This window comes from Flavobacterium glaciei (genome assembly GCF_003350545.1).
GTDB lineage: Bacteria > Bacteroidota > Bacteroidia > Flavobacteriales > Flavobacteriaceae > Flavobacterium > Flavobacterium glaciei.
In genome coordinates this window covers 79435-96357 of the sequence record NZ_QQBA01000001.1, presented here as the reverse complement: position 1 = coordinate 96357, position 16923 = coordinate 79435, and the positions used below count along the sequence as shown (strand labels likewise).

Below are 16923 nucleotides of genomic sequence, written 5' to 3'. Positions count from 1 at the left end.
CCCTTTATTGGCTCAAACGGCTAGGATTAGAGGAATTATTTTAGACAAAAACAATCAACCTGTAGATAATGTAAACGTTTCTTATTCTAATTTAGGAACGCAATCCAATCAAAATGGATTTTATGATATAAAGGTTCCGGCGAATCAAAAAATAACACTTGTTTTTACGCATGTCTCATTAAAAAAAATTACTGTATTTTTTTCTTTGGATTCTAATGAACAAAAGGAGTTTAATCCAGTAATGAGTGATAAGGAAGAACAAATGGGCGAAGTGATAGTAACTTCCAACAATCGAAAATTGATACAAGGTGTTGCTACAATAGAGCCAGAAATGATTCGGAAAATTCCAGGAGCAAATGCAGGTATCGAAAATATTTTAAAAACGCTACCAGGAGTAAATTCTAATAACGAATTGAGTACACAATACGCAGTGCGTGGAGGGAATTACGATGAAAATTTAGTTTATGTAAATGAAATTGAAGTCTATCGTCCGTTTTTGATTCGGTCAGGACAACAAGAAGGGCTAAGTTTTACCAATACTGATTTAGTACAAAATGTTGATTTTTCGGCGGGAGGTTTTCAAGCGAAGTTTGGTGATAAATTATCTTCTGTTTTAGATATTACTTATAGAAAGCCGGTTAAATTTGGCGCAAGCCTGGAAGCGAGTTTTCTTGGTGGAAGCCTTTCAGTTGATGCGGTTTCCAAGAATAAAAAATGGTCTGCAGTAACGGGAGTTCGATACCGAAACAACAGCCTTTTGGTAAAAAGTCAAGAAACCCAGACTAATTTTACACCATCCTTTGCGGATATTCAAACTAATATAAATTACCAGTCTTCCCCCAAATGGCAATGGAGTTTTCTGGGGAATATTTCCCAAAATAAATACCAATATCAACCCTTAACGAGACAGACTAATTTTGGCACGATAGATAGTCCAATGGCTCTTACCGTTTTTTATGAAGGTCAGGAAAAGGATAAGTACGATACTTATTTTGGAGCTTTAAAAACAACTTTCAACGTTTCTGATAACTTCACTTTGAAATTTATCAGTTCTATTTTTCATACTCTGGAACAAGAGTATTTTGATATTTTTGCGCAATATCGATTGGGCGAAGTGGATTCCAGTATTGGTTCTGAAACTTTTGGAGAAGTTGCTTTTACAAGAGGAATTGGTTCGCAGCTGAGTCATGCCAGAAACGATTTAGATGCCCTGATTGTAAATACAGAGATAAAGGGTTTTCACGATTGGAAAGAAAGTCAATTTGAATGGGGAGTAAAATATACACGAGAATCCATTCGAGACAGAATAATAGAGTGGGAGGTAATTGATTCTGCTGGTTTTTCATTGAATCCACCCATTATTGATTTGCCAAAAAATAATCAGCCGTATTCGCCTTACACAGGACCACTTGTTCCGTATCAAAATATCCGAGCGACAAATTTTAACTCCATCAATAGATTTTCGGGGTATGGACAATGGAGTTTGAAATCAAATATTGGTTCAAGTCAAGTTTGGTATAATGCCGGTATACGTTTTCACAATTGGGAAGTTACAGGTTCTACTATTTCTGGGAAATCCCAAATTACTTTCAGCCCTAGAGCACAATTTGCCATAAAACCAGATTGGGAAAAAGACATGGTTTTTAGGCTTTCAGGAGGATTGTACCATCAACCACCATTTTATAGGGAATTGAGAGATGCAGATGGAATGGTACAACCCAATATTAAAGCGCAACAATCAGTACATTTTGTTTTTGGGAACGATTATAGTTTCAAAATGTGGAATCGTCCATTTAAATTGGTTTCGGAGTTGTATTACAAATCGCTGACTGATGTAAATAGGTATACAATAGACAACGTTCGCATTCGATATGCAGCTAACAATGACGCTACCGCGTATGCGCAAGGATTAGATGTGAGATTGAACGGTGAATTTGTTCCTGGAACCGAATCATGGTTTAGTTTTGGCTATTTGAAAACAGAAGAAAACAGTAATGATAAAGGATTTATTGCCAGACCTACGGATCAACGATTGAAATTTGGGCTTTTATTCCAAGATTACATGCCTAATATTCCTAGTATAAAATTATATTTGAATCTAGTGTACAACACTGGATTGCCAGGTGGTTCTCCATCATATGTTGATCCTTATTTGTACCAAAACAGATTGAATGATTACCGTCGTGTGGATGTGGGTTTTTCTAAAGTATTTATAGATAATACTACTATAAAAAAGAATACAGGTTGGTTTAAAGACTTTAAGGAGTTGGCGATAGGATTGGAAATTTTTAATCTTTTTGACAATCAAAATGCCATTACTAATACATGGGTGCGGGATGTTTATTCTAAAAATCAATTTGCCATTCCAAATTATATGACGACCAGAGTTTTTAATATAAAATTGACCGCGAAGTTATAACAGACAAAGTAGTAAAGTTAACTCAGTTTTAATTCAATAAATCGAGTGTCGAATGACGTTACCATTTTTAAAAATGATTACATTTGAATTTTAATAATGCAAAAACATGAAAAAACTACATATCACAATATTAGGAATCGCAATTTTACTTTTGACCAGTTGTAAAGAGGAGGTTGAAAAACCAAAAGTTACTTACGACGGAACAAGTAGAGCAAAAGAATTGGTTAAAACTGATTCTACTCAAATACAAATTGCCGATTTGCCACTTCAAATGGAAGGAACAGATTATTTGATTCATCCTGTTGCAGACTTAAGCATTCGTGAAAAAGGAATAAAAGCGAGATATGGTTCTTCTAGTGTTAACGATTTGAGTTTTACGATATCCAATTATGGTGAATTTGAAATAACCGGTTTTTTGCAGAATTTGAAATTTCAAAAAATTGATTCGGATTCCATCAGAAAATTGACTGACAAAAGAGTTTTGATTCAAACAGCTACGTATTTGAAGTCGGTTGCGGATAAAACCAATAACCAAATTATGGTGTACACTATGGTCGACATGGATACAAATAAAGACGGAAAATTAGACATAAGTGATATTAAAGCCTTGTATTTAAGCGAGATAAGCGGTGAGAGATTTACTAAAATATCTTCAGATTTTCAGGAATTAATCGACTGGAAATTGATTGGTTCTAATAATCGTTTGTATTATAGAACAGTTGAGGATACCAATAAAAACGGCGAGTTTGATAAGAAAGATGTAGTCAATTATTACTATATTGATTTGTCTAAAAAAGAATGGAAAATTATTAGTTACGAGCCAGTTTAAAATAATGTAATTAAATCAAAATATCACTTTCTAAGTCTGATTTCTCTATGGTAAAATCAAATCCCAGTTGTTTTACTAATTGAATGACCAGATTCTTATACCAGTTTTCGGATTTAGGATGAATGTATATTTTTTCGATTAACTGATTTATGTCTACATTGATTTTCAATCCTTCATTAATTTTGATTTCGCTCTCGCCAATGTCTGTGATGATGCGAACTTCACCTTCATATTGAAAACTTTTTCGTTTGAATAAAAAAGGGAAAAACATATCATCAAACGGAATATGTTCTTTTTTGTAATCGATGTAATTCACTTCCCCTATATATTGTTTGAAATTAGTTTCAGTAATAAGTGATTCCTGCAAACGCCCAATTGTAGATTGAATTGCCAAACCTTCACTGTTTTGTGTGAAAATTTGCCACATGGCAAACGATTCATATTCGTTGATGTGCCAGCTGCTAATGGCTACTTTTTCCCGATGTGTTTTGTAATAATTTAAAAAATTAGGATTGTCAATAGAAAGTTTTTTTATTTCCTCAAATGTAGGTTCGCTAAAAGTGCCTTCATATTGGTCTTCAAATTTATCAGATCGGGACATAAATAATTTTTCGGACATCAATAAATCTAAGAATTTAGATAAATCAAGATATTTCCAAACAACAGTGTTTGGGTCTTTAGGAAGTTTTATGTTAGGATTGTTAATGTACATTTTAAATAAAAGTTTGAATGATTCAAAAATTTAAAAATTAGTTAAAATCTGTATTCATGCTTCATTAATATGTTTCTTCAGTGTGTTGAAAAATACAATTGTTATTCAAAAGACTGCATGGTAACCAACTTGTTATACATTCCATTCAATGCAATAAGTTCTTCGTGTTTTCCGTATTCTACAATTTTTCCTTTTTGCATCACCACAATCAAATCTGCTTTTTGAATGGTCGAAAGTCGGTGCGCAATTACAATTGAGGTTCTGTTTTGCATCATATTCTCAAGTGCTACTTGAACGAATTTTTCACTTTCGGTATCTAATGCTGAAGTGGCTTCGTCCAAAATCATAATTGGAGGGTTTTTAAGAACTGCTCTTGCAATTGATAAACGTTGTTTTTGTCCTCCGGAAAGTTTGTTTCCACTGTCGCCAATATTTGTATTAATTCCTAACGGCAAGTCTTTTACAAATTCGTAAGCATTTGCAATTTTTAATGCTTCGATAATTTCTGTTTCAGTGGCATCGTGTTTTCCTAAAGCTATATTTGCTTTTATTGTATCATTGAATAAAATACTGTCTTGAGTAACTAATCCCATTAAATCACGAAGTGAGTGCAGGTTGATATCCTTGATGTCTATCCCATCAATAGCAATTGTTCCTTCATTTACATCATAAAAACGCGTCAATAAATTGGCAATGGTACTTTTTCCACTACCAGATTGTCCTACAAGAGCGACAGTCTGACCTTTTTTGACTTCTAGAGAAAAGTCTTTTAAAACGTTCTCGTCTTCATACCTGAAATTAATATTCTTAATTGCGATACGGTCTTCAAAAGTTGATTTTTTAACCGCTTTTTCGCTGTCAGTAATCTCATTTTTTACTTCCAGAACTTCAAAAACACGTTGTGCTGCAGCTAATCCATTTTTTACAGAATAAGAGGCTTTAGAAATGGCTTTTGCCGGAGTTAAAATGTTATAAGCAAGACCCATATAAGCTAAAAATTTAGCTCCGTCAAGTAGTGCTTTTCCATTTGGGAGTGTGTCTACAAGCACCATTTTTCCACCAAACCAAAGTAATACGCAAATTGTAATAATTCCTAAAAACTCGCTAAGAGGTGTAGCTAAGTTGTTCTTTTTTCCGATGCTGTTAGATAAATTTAAAACTCGAGTAACTGAATCGTCAAATTTTTGTTTAAAATTTGATTCGGCATTGTAACTCTTAACAACTTTTAGTCCAGAAAGCGATTCTTCTACTATCGAAATTAGATAGCCATTTTCATATTGTACTCTCTCGGATTTGCTGCGCAATGACTTACCAATTTTTGATATTAATAGTCCTGAAAGAGGTATGAAAATAAAGACAAACAATGTCAATTTGAAACTGATTGCAATCATTCCTATCAGGGTAAATATAATAGTCATTGGTTCCTTTACAATCAATTCTAGAATAGAAAAAAAGGAATTTTGAACCTCATTTACATCACCTAACATTCGAGCCATAATATCTCCTTTTCTTTTTTCTGAATAATAGGAAATAGGTAAATTTATAATTTTGTGATACATTGAATTCCTTAAATCTTTTAACACACCATTTTTTAGATGCATCAAATGATTAGATGCTAAATAATTAAATAAATTTTTGAATAGGAAAGTAATGCTCACAATACCTATAACTAAAAGTAAGGCGAATTCAGGTCCATTTTTTTCTGTTAGTAATGTAATGTTGTAATATAAATACTCTTTGGAAAATTTAATAATATCAAAAATAGACTCTAAAACAGGTTTTTTATTGATTTTTTCAGTAGTGCCAAAAAGAACATCCATCATGGGGATTAATGCAATAAATGACAAGGTGCTAAACAGTGCGTAAAAAATATTGAATATCACGTTCCAAAACACATGAGAGCGATATGGTTTTGTGAAAGGAATAATTTTTTTGAAATTGGAGTCCATTTAAGTTATTTTTTTTATCATCAAGACCCGATGAGTGAAGCACTTATCGGGTCTATTAGAAAAATCAATTTTATTTTATTAGTTCAATTGCATTGCAATAATAATATTTTTAATCTTATCGTTTAAAATACTTTCTACTTCTTTGAAATCTTCTACGGATTCCAATTCCGTATTTACACTGATGTAGAATTTTATTTTAGGTTCCGTTCCGCTTGGTCTGGCGCAAATTTTAGAACCATCTTCCATGTAATAAATCAACACGTTCGATTTTGGAATATCCATTTGGGATTCCTCATTAGTAAGTAAATTTTTAGCTATAGAAGATTGATAATCTTCCAGCATAATCACGCGTTGTCCGTTGATTTCTTTCAATGGATTCTCTCTCATATCAATCATCATCTGATTGATTTCCTGTAAACCATCCATTCCCTTTTTAGTCAATGAAACTAAATGTTCTTTGTAAAAACCGTTGTCTACATACAATTTCAGTAATTCTTTGTAAACCGTACTTCCTTTAGCTTTGGCTTGAGCCGCTAATTCGCAAATTAATAAAGTAGCTGCAACAGCATCTTTATCACGTACAGCATCGCCTACCATATAACCAAAACTTTCTTCGCCTCCACCTATGAATTCCAACTCAGGAAAATCCTTAATCATTTTGGCAATCCATTTAAAACCAGTCAAACCTACTTTACATTCTACACCATAATTTGTGGCTAATTCCATCATCATAGGAGTCGAAACTATAGTAGAACCTACAAATTGTTTTCCATTGATTTTCCCTGCTTTTTTCCATTGTTCTAATAGAAATGCTGTCATCAAAATCATGGTTTGGTTCCCGTTCAGTAGTGTCATTTGACCATCATTATTTCTAACGGCAACACCTAATCTATCGCAATCAGGGTCTGTTCCCACTACAATATCCGAATTCGTTTTATCAGCTAATGCTAATGCCATAGTCAATGCTTCCGGCTCTTCTGGATTTGGAGATTTAACTGTCGGGAAATCACCATTTGGCACTCTTTGTTCTTCTACAATGTTCACGTTAGGATATCCCGCTTGCGCTAAAGTATCAGGAACTAGTTTTATAGAAGTTCCGTGCAAAGAAGTGAATACGATATTTAGATTTTCTTTAGCTTCAGTCGAAGTTCCAAAACTTGCATTTTCGATTGTCGATTTGATAAAAGCTTCATCAACTTCTGTATCGATATAATGTATCAAATCTTCATTGGCTGTAAACTTGATTTGATTGTAATTTAAATTCTCAATAACAGTGATAATTCCTTCATCTTCTGGTGGAACAATTTGTCCACCATCCTGCCAGTATACTTTATAACCGTTATATTCCGGTGGATTGTGTGATGCCGTAAGAACGATTCCGCACTGACAACCCAAATGCTTCACTGCAAATGACAATTCTGGTGTAGGTCTCAATTCCGAAAATAAATATACTTCAATTCCATTTGCCGAAAAAACATCAGCAACCGTCTTAGCAAGCGTATCACTATCATGACGACAATCATAAGCAATAACCGCTTTCAATGGTTGGTTAGGAAATGCAGTATGCATGTAGTCCGAAAGTCCTTGCGTACTTTTTCCAAGCGTGTACTTATTAATACGGTTATTACCCACACCCATAATGCCACGCATTCCACCAGTTCCAAACTCTAAGTTTTTGTAAAAACTTTCTTCTAGGTCCTTTGGTGATGTAGTCATCAATTCGGTAATAGCCACTTGTGTAGCGTTATCAAATGTAGGTGTAAGCCATTCGTTTACAGCGTCTAAAATGTTTTGTTTGATTTCCATCGTATGTTTTTTTTAATTTTTTGGAGCTTTTACCTGCTATTCGTTTCAATCTTTTATTCGCCGCGGCGAATAAAAGGATTTCCACTGCTATCAGGGCTAGAATTCGTCTCGTTGTATGTCGTTTTTCTTTAATTACAAATTTACAATACTTGCAATTTTATAGCGCTCTTCATTATTTTTTGTTCTCAAGATAATTTCTCCCAAAAAGCCAGCCAGAAACAACTGTGTTCCCAGAACCATTGTGGTTAATGCAATATAAAACCAAGGATTATTAGTCACAAGACTGTAACGCATGTCATTATACATATAATATAATTTTGAAAAACCAATGTAACCCGCCAGCATAAACCCTATAATGAACATCAATGATCCCATGGCTCCAAAAAGGTGCATCGGTCTTTTTCCAAAACGCGATAAAAACCAAATCGTAATTAGGTCCAAGAATCCGTTAATAAAACGTTCCATCCCAAATTTAGTTTCACCATATTTCCTTGCTTGATGTTGCACTACTTTTTCACCAATTTTTCCAAAACCAGCATTTTTAGCCAATACTGGAATATAACGGTGCATTTCGCCAGAGACTTCAATATTTTTTACCACAATATTTTTGTAGGCTTTCAAACCACAATTGAAATCATTCAATTCCACTCCCGATGTTTTTCTCGCCGCCCAATTGAATAATTTAGAAGGCAAGTTTTTAGCGACTACTGAATCGTAGCGTTTCTTTTTCCATCCGGAAACTAAATCATATTTTCCATTGGTAATCATGTCGTACAATCCCGGAATTTCCTCAGGGCTGTCTTGCAAGTCAGCATCCATGGTAATGATAACATCACCTTGCGCTTTTGCAAAACCAGCGTGCAGTGCCTGTGATTTTCCGAAATTTTTCATGAATCGAACGCCTTTTACATGAGGATTTGCATTTGCAAATCCTTCAATAATAGTCCATGAATTATCAGTACTTCCATCATCCAGAAAAATGATTTCGTACGAATAATTATGAGATTGCATCACTTTGATGATCCAGTTGTATAGTTCACTAAGCGATTCCTCTTCATTAAGAAGCGGTATGAGTATTGATAAATTCATTAATTTAAAAACTTAAGGTTTGTCGTTTTTTACTATTGCACCTATTATTAGGGAGTAAATTAAACCTAGAAAAGAATACATAGCTAAAGTAACAGGAAATACAATTAATGGATTTGAGAATTTTTTCATCATTGAAAGTCCCATTTCTAGTTGTTCAGATGTCATTTCTGGATTTTCTTTTAACATCGCAGTTTTAGAAATAGAAACCATCTCATCAATAAATTCAGGAAAAATAAAATTGAAAATTACACTAAAAGCACCATAAATAAATGCTGCTACAAAAGCGATAGAAACACCAACTTTCAAGCATTGACCAAAACTAATATATCCACCATTAATGTTTTTCTTGTAATGATTGCATCCTACATATATAAATATAAGTGGTAAAATAAGATAATTTGCAACATTTACAATTACACCAAAACTGGTATTTACTAAGGATTTCATTCCAATTACATACATAATTACGAACTCCAACACCATTATAACGCCATATAAGACGCCATAAGAAATTCCAGATTTAGCTGGGGATACATTATTTTCCATAAAGAGTTTATTTATTAATCCACAAATATAACAATTCCCAATATATTCGGAGCGAAAAATCACTTTTTACGATTATATAAAAAAAGTGATACAAAGATTTGTTTATTGGAAAATAATTGTAAATTTGCAAACTCAAAATAATAATGTAAAACAAAAAGTTATAAGGAGTTTATACCTTTTCTGTTAGAAGAAAAGCTTCAAGACTAATTATAATTAACAAATAAAAAGATTAACAAGATGAAAAAAGGAATTCACCCAGAAAATTACAGATTAGTTGCCTTCAAAGACATGTCAAATGAAGAAGTTTTTATCACTAAATCTACTGCAGATACTAAAGAAACAATAACTGTTGATGGAGTTGAATATCCAGTTGTAAAAATGGAGATTTCTAGAACTTCTCACCCTTTTTACACAGGTAAATCTAAACTTATTGATACTGCAGGACGTATTGATAAATTCAAAACTAAATACGCGAAACACGTTAAATAATTTTAACTTGTTCTTATTTATACTAAGGCCTTTCTTTTCTGAAAGGCTTTTTTTATGCAAATTATTTTAAAACTTTGTAACTTTGGGGTCAGTACTATAAAGTTTACGGCTTGCAATGCTTTCATTCATTACTAAAAAAATCACTTATGAACTACATACTTTTTGATGGTCCCTCAAGAAATTCTTTATTACCCTTTACTTTTACACGTCCGGTAGCCGATATTTTAATTGGTATCATGACCATTAGACAAAAATGGGAAATGCATCTAGGGACTACCACTACCACACTCACCGAAGAATATTTGTCTCAAAAATATCCTATGGTAGAGCTGGAAGTAAACGTAATGATAAATGCTTCATTCTTGCCAAATGCTGTATTGGCTGAAATGGTAAGTAATCTGGAACCCAATCAGGCGATTTTCAAAGGCGATGAAGTGATTGCTTTTTATACTTCGGAAGAACAGGAAGAAGTTGATTTTGATTCCTATGAAATTTTAGAGTACGACGAGGATTGTCTGACAGTGCAAAATACTTGGGATATTTTTTCTAAAAATGACGCCGCGATCCGTGAGGATTTTGAATATTTAATGGTGGAAAGAAAATCACAACCCATTCCAAAAAGCGTTAACGTCATTGCACCAGAAAATATATTTATTGAAGAAGGGGCAAAGTTAGAATTTGTAACTTTAAATGCTTCTACAGGTCCAATATATATTGGTAAAGACGCTGAAATCATGGAAGGTTCAGTAATCAGAGGTCCTTTTGCCTTGTGCGAAAATGCACAAGTAAAAATGGCGTCAAAAGTATATGGTGCTACAACGGTTGGTCCTTTTTCCAGAATTGGAGGCGAAGTAAATAATTCTGTTTTATTTGGATATTCTAATAAAGGACATGATGGATTCTTAGGGAATTCTGTCCTTGGCGAATGGTGTAATATTGGCGCCGATAGCAACAACTCTAATTTAAAAAACAATTACGAAGAAGTAAAATTATGGAGTTATGAAACCGAAGGATTTGCAAAAACAGGACTTCAGTTTTGTGGTTTGATGATGGGCGATCATAGTAAATGTGGTATTAACACGATGTTTAATACTGGAACGGTAGTGGGAGTGAGCGCTAATATTTTTGGTAGTGGTTTTCCACGCAATTTTGTGCCGAGTTTTTCTTGGGGTGGCGCCTCTGGGTTTACGACTTATATCACTAAAAAAGCTTTTGAAACGGCCCGTTTAGTTATGAGCCGACGAAATGTAGTCTTTGATGAAATAGAAGCGGCTATATTAGAACACGTTTTTGAGGAAACAAAAAAATGGAGGAAAGATTAAGATAATTTTTTAATTACTATATATTTTATAATGCTATTGCTGTAAAGTTGATACCGAAAGGTTTTGTACTTTATAGTAATAGCATTTTTGTTTTATGATACTCAAAACTTTCTGGGTTGCAAATTGTCTAATTCTGTATTTAAACTATCTTTGCACCTTCAAAAAAATGGGATTTTACAAAGTAATGTTTCCTTCACATTTTTGAACATTAAACTTTAAACTAAAATAATGATTACAGTAAACGATATTTCAGTGCAATTTGGTGGTACAACGCTTTTTAGTGATGTTTCTTTTGCCATTAATGAAAATGACAAAATCGCCCTTATGGGTAAAAATGGCGCGGGTAAATCTACCTTACTTAAAATTATTGCAGGGCAAAGTAAACCTTCAACAGGAAATATCTCGGCACCAAAAGATGCGGTAGTAGCTTATTTGCCTCAGCATTTGTTAACCACTGATGGCGCTACTGTAATGGAGGAAGCATCAAAAGCTTTTGGTGAAATTTTTGCTATGAAAGCAGAAATTGATGAAATCAACGAGCAGTTGACTATTCGTACTGATTATGAAAGTGATGCGTACATGAAATTAATCGAAAGAGTTTCGGACTTGAGCGAGAAGTTTTATGCTATTGAGGAAGTAAACTACGAATCTGAAGTGGAGAAAATCCTAACAGGTTTGGGATTTCTAAGAGAGGATTTTAGTCGTCAAACTTCAGAATTTTCAGGAGGATGGAGAATGCGTATTGAGTTGGCAAAAATTCTTTTGCAAAAACCAGATTTAATATTGCTGGATGAGCCTACCAACCACATGGATATTGAAAGTATTCAATGGTTAGAGGATTTTTTGATTAATGCTGCTAAGGCAGTTGTGGTGATTTCTCACGATAAAGCTTTTGTTGATAACATTACAAATCGTACTATAGAAGTTACTATGGGACGTATTTATGACTATAAAGCTAAATATACACATTACCTAGAGTTGAGAAAAGACCGCCGTATGCACCAGCAAAAAGCATATGACGAGCAACAACGTATGATTGCTGATAACAGAACGTTTATTGATCGTTTCAAGGGAACGTTTTCTAAAACAGATGCGGTGCAGTCGCGTGTTAAAATGTTAGAAAAATTAGTAATTGTTCAAGTTGATGAGGTGGATACATCGGCGTTAAAATTAAAATTTCCACCCGCAGCACGTTCAGGACAATATCCTGTAATTGTTAAGGATTTATCTAAATCATATGGTGATCATGTTGTGTTTAAAGATGCTAATTTGGTAATCGAAAGAGGTCAAAAAGTAGCCTTTGTAGGTAAAAATGGAGAAGGTAAATCGACTATGATCAAGGCTATTATGAAAGAAATAGGCATTGATTCTGGTAGTGTTGAAATAGGTCACAATGCTCAAATTGGGTATTTTGCACAAAACCAAGCTTCGTTATTAGATGAAAATGCAACCATATTTGAAACAATTGATGATATTGCAGTAGGTGATGTGCGTACTAAAATTAAAGATATTTTAGGTGCATTTATGTTTCATGGAGATGATGTGACTAAAAAAGTAAAAGTGCTTTCAGGTGGAGAGAAAACACGTTTGGCCATGATTAAACTTTTGCTAGAGCCAGTAAATTTACTTATTCTGGATGAGCCTTCGAATCACTTAGACATGAAAACTAAAGATATTATCAAAGATGCGTTGCGCGATTTTGACGGAACATTAATCTTAGTGTCACACGATAGGGATTTCCTTGACGGATTAGCCACAAAGGTTTTCGAATTTGGAAACAAGCGAGTGGTGGAGCATTTTGAGGATATTACCGGTTTCTTAGCTAATAAGAAAATGGAAAGTATGCGAGAAATCGAGAAATAATTCTTTTCAAATTATTGCAAATATGAAAGCGGCTATATTTTAAGATATAGCCGCTTTTTCTTATAGTCTAATTCCGGGAGGAAGTAATTCTTTGTAAACAGGATTTTTTTTGAAAAACACTACTATTTTTGGAAGAATAGGAACCACTTTTAATTTTCGTTCAATTGCAATTTCCATGATATTTTTCAGGAAATTAGAGACGAATTCTTCATCTTCGAAGGTTTCGGGAACATTTATTTTAGTTAGAAATATCTTCTTCTCCTGAAAAGAATATTCAACGGTAACTAATCCCTGATCGACTATAGTTTCAAATTGTCTTGAAAAAGTATTGTCTTTGATTTCCATAGTGCTTGCTGCATCCATAATAATTAACTCTGATTCATTGGTACCTCTACCAAAAGTATTTTTGATTTGGTGCTGATTTTGATTTCAATTGTGTCAAAATCTGTAATTCCCATGGCATCTCTTGCCGTCAAAATTTGGTTGTTCACTTCAATTTCACCTTCAATCAAAAATAAGTAAACACCATTTTTAGGAATTCTTACATTGTAACTAACGGTGGTATTGCTGTCGAATATTCCTAAATGGAAAAAGGTTTTTTGGTAAACCCAAAGGGCATTTCCATCATTACTGTCTTTTGGTGAAACAACATTTACAAAGGTATTGATTTGATTTTCAATATCAAATGATTTTTGATCATATCTTGGAGTCACGTTTTCTGTGTCTGGAAAAACCCATAGTTGTAGTGTTTTTGCTTCGTCTTTTTGACTGGCATTCATTTCAGAATGTTCCACTCCGGATCCGGCACTCATCACTTGAACTTCTCCAAAACGGATGACGCCTTCATTTCCCATGCTATCCTTATGCATCAATCCGCCTTCGAGAGGAATAGTGATGATTTCCATATTGGAGTGGCCGTGTGTGCCAAAACCTGTTCCACCCGCAATGGTGTCGTCATTTAAAACGCGTAACATTCCAAATTGTAGTCGTTCTGGATTGAAATAGTTTCCGAAAGAAAAAGAGAAATTAGCATTTAGCCATCCAAAATTGGCCTTTCCTCTTGTGTTTGATTTAAATAATTGTGTATTCATAAATTATTGATAATATAAAGTAAGAAGTGAGTAGAGTTTGAATAAAAAAATTAATTTTATACAAAATTCGCTATAAAAAAGCGGAATTTAGTTATAAAATCGTTAAAACAATTATGAGTAAAATCCCCGTGTATCTAATGCCAGGTTTGGCGTCAAGTGCTGCCATTTTTGAGCGAATTGTACTTCCTGAAGACACATTTGAAATCCATTTATTAGAATGGGAGATTCCGCTGGATCACGAATCTTTGACGGATTATGCCAAGAGGATTACTGCTAAAATAATTCATAAGAATCCCGTTTTGATTGGTGTTTCTTTTGGAGGAATCTTAGTTCAGGAAATGGCTAAATATATCGACACGCTTAAAGTTATCATTATTTCAAGTGTGCGATGTAATGCTGAATTTCCTCGCAGACTGAAAATTGCTAAAACTACTAAAGCATATAAACTGATTCCGATGAGTTTGTTTGCAAATATCGAAAGTCTGGCTAAGTTTTCTTTTGGTGAAAAAGTAAATCAACGACTTAAATTGTATGAAAAATTTCTTTCCGTACGGGATATTAGGTATTTGAATTGGGCGGTCGAGCAAGTGATTTTATGGGATAGAACCATTATTGATGAAAATGTAATTCACATTCATGGTGATGCTGATGATGTTTTTCCAATCAAATATATCAAGAATTGTATCGTTGTAAAAGGAGGGACGCACATTATGATTTTGAATAAATACAAATGGTTGAACGAAAATTTGCCTTCGATTATTTTGGGGATAAAAAATGAGTAATCGCTCTTTTATAACTTTATGAAAGGCACAAAAAATGAAAATATGAAAACAATTAATAGAATAGCTATAATAACTACCGTGGTATTTGCGAGCGGGATATTTATTTTTGCTTCTACAAATGATGCAAAACAAAAAAACAGTAAAAATGAAACTGTTTCTGTTTTTCCTGTAAAATTAGACTTTGCAGGAGAAGAAACACCATTAAAAATAGCAGATGTCAAAGAACGATTTGATAGAGAATTACTGGTAAATGTGAATTTACATGCCTCTACTATTTTGGCTATAAAAAGAGCCAATCGTGCTTTTCCAGTTATTGAACCTATTTTTAAAAAGAACGGAATTCCGGATGATTTTAAATACCTAGCAGTAATAGAAAGTGGCTTAGTAAATGTAGTTTCTCCAGCAGGAGCTAGAGGTATTTGGCAATTTATGCCAGAAACTGCAAAAGAGCGTGGGATGGAAGTGACTGAAAATGTGGATCAGCGCTACGACCTTGAAAAATCTACTGAAGCGGCTTGCAGTTATTTTTTGAGTGCCAAAGGAAAATTTGGAAGCTGGACTTTGGCGGCTGCTTCTTATAATGGTGGAATGTCTGGCGTAAATAAACAAATTGGAATACAGAAAGTGTCAAATTATTATGATTTGCTGCTTACAGAAGAAACATCTAGGTATGTTTTTAGGATTTTAGCCTTAAAAGAAATCATGAAAAATCCTGTAAAATATGGTTTCAGTATTGCTGCAGAAGATTTATATGGAGCTTTGCCTACTCGTAAAATAGAAGTTGACAGTTCAATTTCAGATTTAGCTGAATTTGCAAAAGGACAAGGAATCAATTATAAAATTTTGAAGATTCACAATCCTTGGCTTCGAGAAACGAAATTGATAAATGATACTGGTAAAAAATATCAAATCGAAATTCCATTAAAAGGTTATTAACTATTTTTTTAAACCATATCAGGCAATTAAGCAAACATGTAAGTTTGACTTATTAGTACAAAAAAAAGGGTCAAATATTGTAAGTATTTGACCCTTTTTCTATAAGTATAAAAAAAATTATATTTTCTTCATTTGTTCTTTCATCATGACAATTTGATCTTTCAACATATTCTGTTTGTCTAATTTTTTTGCTTCGTTCAATAGAGCAGTAGCTTCAAGTTTACGACGACGTGTCATGGCAACACCAGCGAGGTTTAATTTGGCTACAGCTAAATCCATATCCATCGATAATCCTAATTCGATTGCTTTTTTAAAATATTTTTCTGCTTGATTGATATTCGTTTGCGAAAGCATGATTCCGTGAAGGTAATTAAAGTATCCTTGTTGTTTTTGAACCAAAGCTGTTTCCGGGTTTTTGATGTAAGCCAACCATTTTTTTGCACCTTCAAAATCTTGTTTTCTTAGTTTTAAGAAAGCTAATAAGATGAATTCGTTTTTAAAGTAAAGGAAAATAGGAATTGCACTCAATAATATAAGGAAAATTCCATTACCTATATTGCTTTCTGTGAATTGCCAAATGCCAGTAATGATAATTAGTCCGGCGATAATAAGTTTAATATTTCTGTGAAACATAGTGTGATTATTTTAAGATCACAAATATAGTAAAATGAATTGAAAATATTTTTACAAAACTACTTGTGAGAAAAAAAAGTCTTTGTATATTTGCACTCGGTTTTAGAATAACAGTTATTCAAAAATAGTAAGACATATAAATAAGATTTTAAAGATACAAAGCAATGAGCAAAAGAACGTTTCAACCATCGAAAAGAAAAAGAAGAAATAAGCACGGATTTATGGACAGAATGGCTTCTGCTAATGGAAGAAAAGTTCTTGCGCGTAGAAGAGCTAAAGGAAGACATAAATTGACTGTTTCTTGCGAACCAAGACACAAAAAATAATGTTTTTATAAACATCAATAAGGCGTTACTTTTTTTAGTATCGCCTTTTTTTATACCTATTCGTTAAAAAAAATTAAGATTTAAAGTTAAAGGGTTTTATTTCAGTAACTTTAAATTTTTGAAGACAACAA

16 protein-coding genes are annotated in these 16923 nt (G+C 33.4%); 8 read left to right on the top strand and 8 right to left on the bottom strand.

Going from position 1 to position 16923, the window contains the following annotated elements; translation table 11 throughout:
* Positions 1 to 7 precede the first annotated feature (7 nt).
* Together DFR66_RS00480 and DFR66_RS00475 are read left to right on the top strand one after the other, a co-directional pair.
* Positions 8 to 2419: a TonB-dependent receptor gene (locus DFR66_RS00480; protein ID WP_242008616.1), complete on the top strand. Its 2412-nt coding sequence runs from the start codon at positions 8 to 10 to the stop codon at positions 2417 to 2419.
* A gap of 106 nt (positions 2420 to 2525) precedes the next feature.
* Positions 2526 to 3248, top strand: coding sequence for a hypothetical protein (locus tag DFR66_RS00475; RefSeq protein ID WP_114752910.1), 723 nt, complete (start codon positions 2526 to 2528; stop codon positions 3246 to 3248).
* Positions 3249 to 3258: 10 nt separating this feature from the next.
* On the opposite strand, the gene DFR66_RS00470 is transcribed toward DFR66_RS00475, so the two are convergent.
* The 5 genes from DFR66_RS00470 to DFR66_RS00450 all read right to left on the bottom strand — a co-directional run bounded on the left by DFR66_RS00470 (position 3259) and on the right by DFR66_RS00450 (position 9350).
* Complete coding sequence (locus tag DFR66_RS00470; protein ID WP_114752909.1) at positions 3259 to 3960, bottom strand: hypothetical protein; 702 nt, start codon at positions 3958 to 3960, stop codon at positions 3259 to 3261.
* Between the two features lie 101 nt (positions 3961 to 4061).
* The gene (locus tag DFR66_RS00465; RefSeq protein WP_114752908.1) at positions 4062 to 5909 is read right to left on the bottom strand and encodes an ABC transporter ATP-binding protein; all 1848 of its coding nucleotides are present in this window, start codon (positions 5907 to 5909) and stop codon (positions 4062 to 4064) included.
* Positions 5910 to 5987: 78 nt separating this feature from the next.
* Complete coding sequence (locus DFR66_RS00460) at positions 5988 to 7715, bottom strand: phospho-sugar mutase (protein ID WP_114752907.1); 1728 nt, start codon at positions 7713 to 7715, stop codon at positions 5988 to 5990.
* A gap of 132 nt (positions 7716 to 7847) precedes the next feature.
* On the bottom strand, positions 7848 to 8804 hold the full coding sequence (locus tag DFR66_RS00455) for a glycosyltransferase family 2 protein (RefSeq protein WP_114752906.1): 957 nt from the start codon (positions 8802 to 8804) through the stop codon (positions 7848 to 7850).
* 12 nt (positions 8805 to 8816) lie between these two features.
* Positions 8817 to 9350 carry a DUF4199 domain-containing protein gene (locus DFR66_RS00450; RefSeq protein ID WP_114752905.1) on the bottom strand — a complete coding sequence of 178 codons (534 nt, stop codon included), beginning with the start codon at positions 9348 to 9350 and terminating at the stop codon, positions 8817 to 8819.
* Between the two features lie 237 nt (positions 9351 to 9587).
* Here DFR66_RS00450 and DFR66_RS00445 point away from each other — a divergent pair, with 237 nt between their 5' ends.
* From DFR66_RS00445 to DFR66_RS00435, 3 genes are all read left to right on the top strand, one after another.
* A complete protein-coding gene (locus tag DFR66_RS00445; protein WP_086455156.1) occupies positions 9588 to 9839 on the top strand; it encodes a type B 50S ribosomal protein L31 in 252 nt (83 codons plus the stop codon).
* A gap of 146 nt (positions 9840 to 9985) precedes the next feature.
* Positions 9986 to 11161: a GlmU family protein gene (locus DFR66_RS00440; protein WP_114752904.1), complete on the top strand. Its 1176-nt coding sequence runs from the start codon at positions 9986 to 9988 to the stop codon at positions 11159 to 11161.
* 228 nt (positions 11162 to 11389) lie between these two features.
* Positions 11390 to 13024 carry an ABC-F family ATP-binding cassette domain-containing protein gene (locus DFR66_RS00435; protein ID WP_114752903.1) on the top strand — a complete coding sequence of 545 codons (1635 nt, stop codon included), beginning with the start codon at positions 11390 to 11392 and terminating at the stop codon, positions 13022 to 13024.
* A gap of 60 nt (positions 13025 to 13084) precedes the next feature.
* On the opposite strand, the gene DFR66_RS00430 is transcribed toward DFR66_RS00435, so the two are convergent.
* Entirely contained in the window at positions 13085 to 13369 is a 285-nt protein-coding gene (locus tag DFR66_RS00430; protein ID WP_114753167.1) for a GNAT family N-acetyltransferase, read from the bottom strand.
* A 23-nt stretch (positions 13370 to 13392) separates the two neighbouring features.
* On the bottom strand, positions 13393 to 14115 hold the full coding sequence (locus tag DFR66_RS00425) for a pirin family protein (RefSeq protein WP_114752902.1): 723 nt from the start codon (positions 14113 to 14115) through the stop codon (positions 13393 to 13395).
* A 113-nt stretch (positions 14116 to 14228) separates the two neighbouring features.
* Here DFR66_RS00425 and DFR66_RS00420 point away from each other — a divergent pair, with 113 nt between their 5' ends.
* Together DFR66_RS00420 and DFR66_RS00415 are read left to right on the top strand one after the other, a co-directional pair.
* Entirely contained in the window at positions 14229 to 14897 is a 669-nt protein-coding gene (locus tag DFR66_RS00420) for an alpha/beta hydrolase (protein ID WP_114752901.1), read from the top strand.
* A gap of 42 nt (positions 14898 to 14939) precedes the next feature.
* Positions 14940 to 15833 carry a lytic transglycosylase domain-containing protein gene (locus DFR66_RS00415; protein WP_114753166.1) on the top strand — a complete coding sequence of 298 codons (894 nt, stop codon included), beginning with the start codon at positions 14940 to 14942 and terminating at the stop codon, positions 15831 to 15833.
* Positions 15834 to 15950: 117 nt separating this feature from the next.
* Here the strand turns inward: DFR66_RS00415 and DFR66_RS00410 are convergent, their stop codons facing one another.
* Complete coding sequence (locus DFR66_RS00410; RefSeq protein ID WP_114752900.1) at positions 15951 to 16466, bottom strand: DUF2892 domain-containing protein; 516 nt, start codon at positions 16464 to 16466, stop codon at positions 15951 to 15953.
* Positions 16467 to 16630: 164 nt separating this feature from the next.
* On the opposite strand from DFR66_RS00410, the gene rpmH reads away from it, so the two are divergent.
* Complete coding sequence (gene rpmH, locus DFR66_RS00405) at positions 16631 to 16792, top strand: 50S ribosomal protein L34 (protein ID WP_007136275.1); 162 nt, start codon at positions 16631 to 16633, stop codon at positions 16790 to 16792.
* Positions 16793 to 16923 lie beyond the last annotated feature (131 nt).